We start from the raw sequence: 6486 nt of genomic DNA on the forward strand, positions 1-6486 counted from the left end.
ATACTTTCATTTTATCCGCTCCTTTCTTAATTTCAAATAGTGAGCTTTGTAAAGCGAATTACATCTTCTTCATTTTCAACGATTCTCGGAATTCTACTGGCCTCGGCTTTCATGTTCATGCTTTTCGTTTATCCCAATCCCGTTGGTCTACCCTTCACCCTCCTTAGACTGTCCACGATTGCCCTCGTCGGCTACCTCTTTTTCCAACTCTTTTCCGCGACTCCCAGGCGAGAACGGGTTAACCTGGGAACTGGGTCTGATGTCGCACCACCCGAGACGCGGGATATGCATAAGAAGGAAGAGGGGAGTCTGCAAGAGGCAATCCAGGTTGTCCTTGATCTGTTTGCCGCGTCCTTCCCGGAATTCTCTGCATCCGCCTATTTGTTAAATCGTTCGAAAAAGGAGCTTGTGCAGTGGGCATATTGCGGGGAGAAAGACTCTTTTCGACATTCTCTCCCTCTGGAGAACAGCGCAATCCACAATCTGCTCGTGAGCAATCACCCGGAGTTCATTACCCCCCTGGAGGGAGGGGATGTTCTCTCCAGTCTATTCCGGGACAACGAAGACCTCTCCCCAAGTACGGCCGTCCTCTCAGCACCTATTGCCACAGATGGGGAGCACGAAGGGATCCTGCTTATCGAGGCGGACCAGTTTGGCGATTTTGATGAGGATCACCGTTCCATCTCTTCTCTTTATGCAGACCTGCTTGGTCTTGAACTCCGCCAGTATGACGTCCGGTCATCTCTTCGCTCCGATCACCTGTTCTACTCACAGATCGAGGCGTATCAAAATGACCTTGACATTGACCGGCCGGAAGATGAATTGATAACCTCCATGGTCAGGTTTTGCAAAAGACATTTTTCATTCGATAAGATAACCGTTTCTCTCCTGGAAGAGCCCAAGTCGGATAAGGCCATTATTCGTGGTGTTTCCGGTTTCACCAAGGATGTAGATCTCGACGATTCCTTCTCTGTCTCCGGATCACTTCACGGAAAGGTAATCTCCCAGGCGACTCCGGTAGTTGTTGACGATCTCTCAACGGATCAAAGTACGGAAGGCAGATTCATCAAGGGTGATCTGAAGGAGCACCCGTTCCTCTCATTCCTGGGTGTCCCAATACGGAATAAGGAGGGAGTCAAAGGGGCACTGGCTATCGAGAGCTTTGCTCCCCATCAGTACAGCAAGTCTGATCTGCTGAATCTTCAGGTCTTGGGCGAAAGGGCAGGTGTTCTCCTTCGCTGGTGGGAGAATTATGCCGCGGTACGAGAAGCTTCAATGAGAGATGGTCTGACAGGACTCCTGAACCGTGGAGCCTTCATGGAACGTTTTGAGGGAGAAATCAGTCGGGCCGACCGGTACCAGGAAAACCTCGTCCTCGTGATCCTGGACCTGGACAAATTCAAGCGAGTTAACGATAATCACGGTCATCTTTACGGTGATTATGTGATCATGGAGTCGGCGAATTCCATGAGAATGAGTGTCCGGAATATCGACCTTGTGGCACGCTACGGAGGTGAGGAGTTCGCCATCGTTCTGGTTAATGCCACCAAGCAGGGAGCCAACCAGACGTGCGAAAGGATAGTCAGCAATATTGCCACTCGAGACTATCTCAAGGATAACATTTCCATCCAGATGACCATAAGCGCAGGGGTCTCCGAGTTCCCCTCGGACGGCACTTCCCCCAGGGATCTCATCGAGAAAGCCGATGAGGCAATGTATGAGATTAAGAGAAAAGGGGGGAACGGTGTCATTTTTGTATCTGACGACCCCTCCTGAACCCGTGTCGTCCTCTTCTCATAATCCTCTCAATCTGGCTGATTCCACGGGGAACCTGTGCGGATAGCCAGACAGCTCCTTCTTCTGTCATCAAGACATCGTCCTCAATGCGTATCCCCATCCCCCGGTACGCTTCCGGAAAGCTGTCATCGTTTTCCGGGATATAGATACCGGGTTCAATGGTGAAAACCGTACCCACTTTAATGAGAGCTCCCCTGCCTCCCACATCGTGTACATCCAGTCCCAGCCAGTGAGAAACACCATGGAGGAGATACCGGTCAAATCCCTTATTCCGTAGGTAGTTCTTCGCGATACGCGTTAGATCGCCCAAGGTCATTCCGACTTCCACGGAATCGAACACAGTCTGCTGAACCTTGAGAACATAATTGTAGATTTCCTTCTGCTGAGGCGTGAATCTGCCGTTCACCGGAATAGTGCGAGTAATGTCAGCAGTATACATCTTGTATTCGGCACCGACATCTATGAGAAGAAGATCCCCGTTTCTCATCAATCGATCGTTCTCGGTGTAGTGAAGAATGGTGGAGTTGGGGCCCGAACCGACAATTGAGGGAAATCCTGGACGTTTACTGCCAAGATCTGAGAACACAAATTCGATGATTGCCTGTGAATTGTATTCAAATTGTTGTGGTTGGGTGCGGGTCATCGCTTCCTCAATGGCCTTTCCCGTGATTTCAACGGCCTTTATGAGGAGTTCAATTTCTTCGGGGGATTTGACGTGGCGCAGCGGGTGGATGATCGTCCCCGCGTCAACGATAACGATCCCGTCGGGAACTGATCCCGGGAGTTGGCGGCTGACTGTGGGTGAATTCTCTCCATTTCGCAAGTCCATGCGATTGGTGAACAGGGTGTCCACGTGGGGAATAATCGCCTCAAGTACCGTTTCGAACGAATCCGAGATGGCAAAGGCCTGGAAACCCAGCGAATTTCTTGCCCCGTACTCACCGAGTCGCTTCCCATTCCATCTTTCCCACCTCGGATCCCGGGGTTTGGCAAAGATGATTTCATTTTTGAAGGGAAGCTCCTCGAATTCGGACATATCGCGCCCGGTGAGGATAAGTCGAGTGTCTTGCTCGGGATGACCCGTCAGGTACCAGAAATCGCTGTCGGGCCGGAATTCGTGATTCACATCTCCATTTCTCCTGTGGACTTCAGAGGTGAACAGTACCAGGGCGCTTCGTGGTCCAAGTTTATCCCGGACGACGAGTCTTCTCTGCCTGAACGGTTCGATGTCCAGGGAAAGCAGGGTGCTCGCCAGAACCAGAATACTTACTATAGAATGTCCAGTCATGAATTTCTCCTGATAGGTGATTCGGTCCTAACCTGATAAATCAGGTTTAATAGGCGGAGAAAATTCGGTAATTTTACTGTGATATTTCAAGGGATAAGTTGAGTTTCTTCAAAAGGGAATGGTAAGCTGCAGGTTTAGCAGGTTTTCAATATTCGGGGGCACACTTTGTCTATTCTTTTTTGCCACCTGTTCCACTCAGCCTTCGGCCAGGCCGGAAATCACAGAACCTGAGGTTTCAGGATCCGAAAGTTCGCTGGCTGCAGTCAATCCGGAGGCCCTGAAGCACTTCATGGATGGAGAAATGCTTCTGGTCCAGGGGAATTATCCCATGGCGATCTTAGAGTTTCAGGATGCACTGATTTATGATTCTTCTGCTCCGGCAATTCTAACGTCCCTTGCCGAGGCCTACATGAAACTGGGAAAGTTTGAGAGGGCGGAGGCCCATCTTCTGGAAGCCATTTCCCACGCGCCGAAGAACCGGGAGGCCCGGGAGCTTCTGGGGCATCAATACTTGATTCGGGGACAGGTAGACAAGGCCGAGAGGGAGTATGAGCTGTTAAAGGAGTTCTATCCCGCCAGCAAGGAATTCTCGTACGTGTTAGGCGAAATCGCTCTGAGAAAGGGGGAGCTGGAAAGCGCACAGGAACAGTTCTGGAAGATCTATCAGGAAGACACCATGGAAGTTCGGGCGCTTCAGCGGGCTGCTGGAATTGCCAGAGACAGGGGTGATCTCAAGTTTGCTTTTGAGGCATTCGAAATACTGACGGACTTTGACCCCGAGAACGCTCAGTTCTGGCGCGCTTACAGCGAGCTGGCAGTAGTCCTGGAGCGATACCAGAGCGCAATCTCAGGACTCGAACGGCTGACAGATCTGACGAGTGACGACCCACAGATTCTGGAAAGGCTTGCCATAGTCTATTTTGACAACAATGAAGTGGAGAAGGCCGATTCGGTTCTGCACCACCTCTACGATGACGGGCACAAATCCCCGGGTGTCTTCTACTACCTCGGGAGGATCGCCATGAGCAAGGAGGAATATGAGACTCTCGAATCCCAGTCTTCTGAATTCATCGAGAGCTTTCCCCATGAGCGCTCTGGTTACACTCATCTGGCGATGGCTCGCATCAATCTGGATAAGACCCTGGGTGCCATATCAACCCTTCTCAAGGCGCGAGAGCTCTTTCCCGATGACTTCGCGGTAAACTATCTCCTGGGTAACAGCTACACGATCGAAGAGAATTATCTGCTTGCGAAGGAGAGTCTGTTATCCGCGTTGAAGATCGAACCGGAGTCCAGGGTGGCAAAGCACCTTCTCGCCACGATTTACAACCACCTGGAAGAGTGGGAATCATCAGATGGGCTGTATCGAGAGCTGCTTGAGGGCGAGGGAAATGACAGTCAAGCCCTGAACAATTACAGCTACACGCTGGCTGAGAGGGATGTCAAGCTGGATTCCGCTCTTCAGATGGCTCAGAAGGCAATCGTCTTCGAACCTGAGAACCCGGCATATCTTGACACAATCGGATGGATTTATTTCAAAATGGGGGAATACCAGAAAGCTCTTCAGTACATTGAAAAATCTCTGAATCTTGAGGACGACAATTCGGTAGTTCTTGAACATTTCGGCGACGTTCTTGTGAAGTTGAATAGAAATGATCTGGCGCGGGAATACTACCAGAAAGCTCTTGAGATTGATACCGGCAACCAGCGACTTTTGGAAAAAATAGAGAGTGAGTGAGATCAGGAAAAGTACCCCCAGGATTTCCGCTGTCATTCCCGTGTACAATGAACGGGATTCAGTTGCGGAACTTATTGAAGAACTCGTGTCTGTTCTTGAAGATGGATACGACTATGAACTTATTTTCGTCGATGATGGGAGCACTGACGGATCGTTGGAACGCTTACAGGAAGGGGTCCGGTCACATGAAAACCTGACGGTCATCAGGTTCTTGAGAAATCACGGAAAATCCGCCGCGCTCTCAGCAGGGTTCCAGAGAGCCTCCGGTGAGTTCATTGTTACACTGGATGCCGACCTCCAGGACGATCCTCATGAGATTCCCAGGCTGGTGAAACTTCTCGAAGACGGCTACGATCTCGTTTCCGGTTGGAAAAAACACCGGCAGGATCCCGTTTTCAGGCGGCTCTCTTCCAAATTCTTCAACTTTAGCACCCGAGTTGTGACGGGAATCAAAATACACGATTTCAACTGCGGTTTGAAAGCGTACAGGAAAAACGTGGCAAAGGAATTGGATATTTACGGGGGTATGCACCGGTATATTCCCGTGCTGGCTGCAAAAAAAGGATTTCGAGTGAGGGAAGCCGTTGTGAATCACCGGCCCAGAAAATTCGGGGCGACCAAATATGGGGCTGAACGGTACTTTCATGGTCTGTTTGATCTGCTGACCGTCCTTTTCCTCAGCCGGTACACCCGGAGGCCCTTGCACCTTTTCGGGATATTCGGCCTCCTGAGTTTCTTGGTGGGATTTGGTGTTAACCTCTGGGTTCTGTATCTAAAATATGGTGTCGGGGATCCCTTTCGGAAACATATGGCCCTCCTCGTTTTCGGTGTATTACTGTTGATTCTGGGTGTGCAGTTTGTTTCCATTGGACTTCTGGGTGAAATGATTGCCCAATCACGCACTCGCGGCGGGAAAATTATCCAGGAGGTCATGGACAAGGATAGCCCCAGGATGTAGGTCGATTTACCATCACTACTTCTCAATCCAGTTCCTCTTCTCCACCCATTACGATCATAACTCCCGCTTTTAATCGTGCTTCGGAGTTGGGTTCCCTTGTTGGATCGATACAAGCACAGATCATTCCGCATGATCGATTTGAGATGATCATTGTGGATGACGGATCACAAGACGATACTGAGATTGTTGTGAGGGAATTGAAGGCGAGCGTAGATTTTGAGTTACGTTATTTGTCCCAGGAGAACATGGGTCCGGGGGCGGCCAGAAACCTGGGAATGAATCATGCGCGGGGTGACCTGTTTCTGTTTACCGATTCCGACTGCGAGCCCGACCCGGAGTGGGCGAAAAGAATACATGACCAATATGTTGCCGAAGAATTTGATGCGTGCGGTGGTCCTGACGCCTCAAAGCAGGACTTCACCCCTCTCCAGCGGGCGATTGATTTTTCGATGACTTCTTTCCTTACGACGGGAGGTTTGAGGGGCCATGGCTCTCGTGCACTGGCAAGATTCTATCCCCGTAGCCATAATATGGGAATGACACGGAGACTTTACGAAAAGGTGGGTGGTTTCGGAAGTCTCAGGCATGGCCAGGATATCGAACTGAGTCACCGGATCATCAAAAGTGGGGCCAGGGTTATCCACATTCCAGACGCCGTGGTCTACCACCGACGCCGGACGTCTCTCATGCGCTTTTTCAGGCAGG

The 6486-nt window shown here is 50.6% G+C and carries 5 protein-coding genes; 4 read left to right on the forward strand and 1 reads right to left on the reverse strand.

The genetic code is table 11. The annotated features are described in order from the left end of the window. Positions 1 to 39 precede the first annotated feature (39 nt). On the forward strand, positions 40 to 1776 hold the full coding sequence (locus V3U24_02365; GenBank protein ID MEE9166294.1) for a diguanylate cyclase: 1737 nt from the start codon (positions 40 to 42) through the stop codon (positions 1774 to 1776). On the opposite strand, the gene V3U24_02370 is transcribed toward V3U24_02365, so the two are convergent. Next, entirely contained in the window at positions 1748 to 3085 is a 1338-nt protein-coding gene (locus V3U24_02370) for an aminopeptidase P N-terminal domain-containing protein (protein ID MEE9166295.1), read from the reverse strand. The two genes, V3U24_02365 and V3U24_02370, sit on opposite strands and share 29 nt — an antisense overlap. 118 nt (positions 3086 to 3203) lie before the next feature. Here V3U24_02370 and V3U24_02375 point away from each other — a divergent pair, with 118 nt between their 5' ends. The 3 genes from V3U24_02375 to V3U24_02385 all read left to right on the forward strand — a co-directional run. Beyond that, positions 3204 to 4823, forward strand: coding sequence for a tetratricopeptide repeat protein (locus tag V3U24_02375; protein MEE9166296.1), 1620 nt, complete (start codon positions 3204 to 3206; stop codon positions 4821 to 4823). Further along, complete coding sequence (locus V3U24_02380; protein MEE9166297.1) at positions 4816 to 5781, forward strand: glycosyltransferase family 2 protein; 966 nt, start codon at positions 4816 to 4818, stop codon at positions 5779 to 5781. The genes V3U24_02375 and V3U24_02380 overlap by 8 nt, the downstream gene beginning before the upstream one ends. Positions 5782 to 5867: 86 nt before the next feature. Then, positions 5868 to 6486 (forward strand): glycosyltransferase (locus V3U24_02385; GenBank protein MEE9166298.1); only part of this gene is annotated, 619 nt, incomplete at its 3' end.

This window comes from Candidatus Neomarinimicrobiota bacterium (assembly GCA_036476315.1).
GTDB lineage: Bacteria > Fidelibacterota > Marinisomatia > Marinisomatales > S15-B10 > JAZGBI01.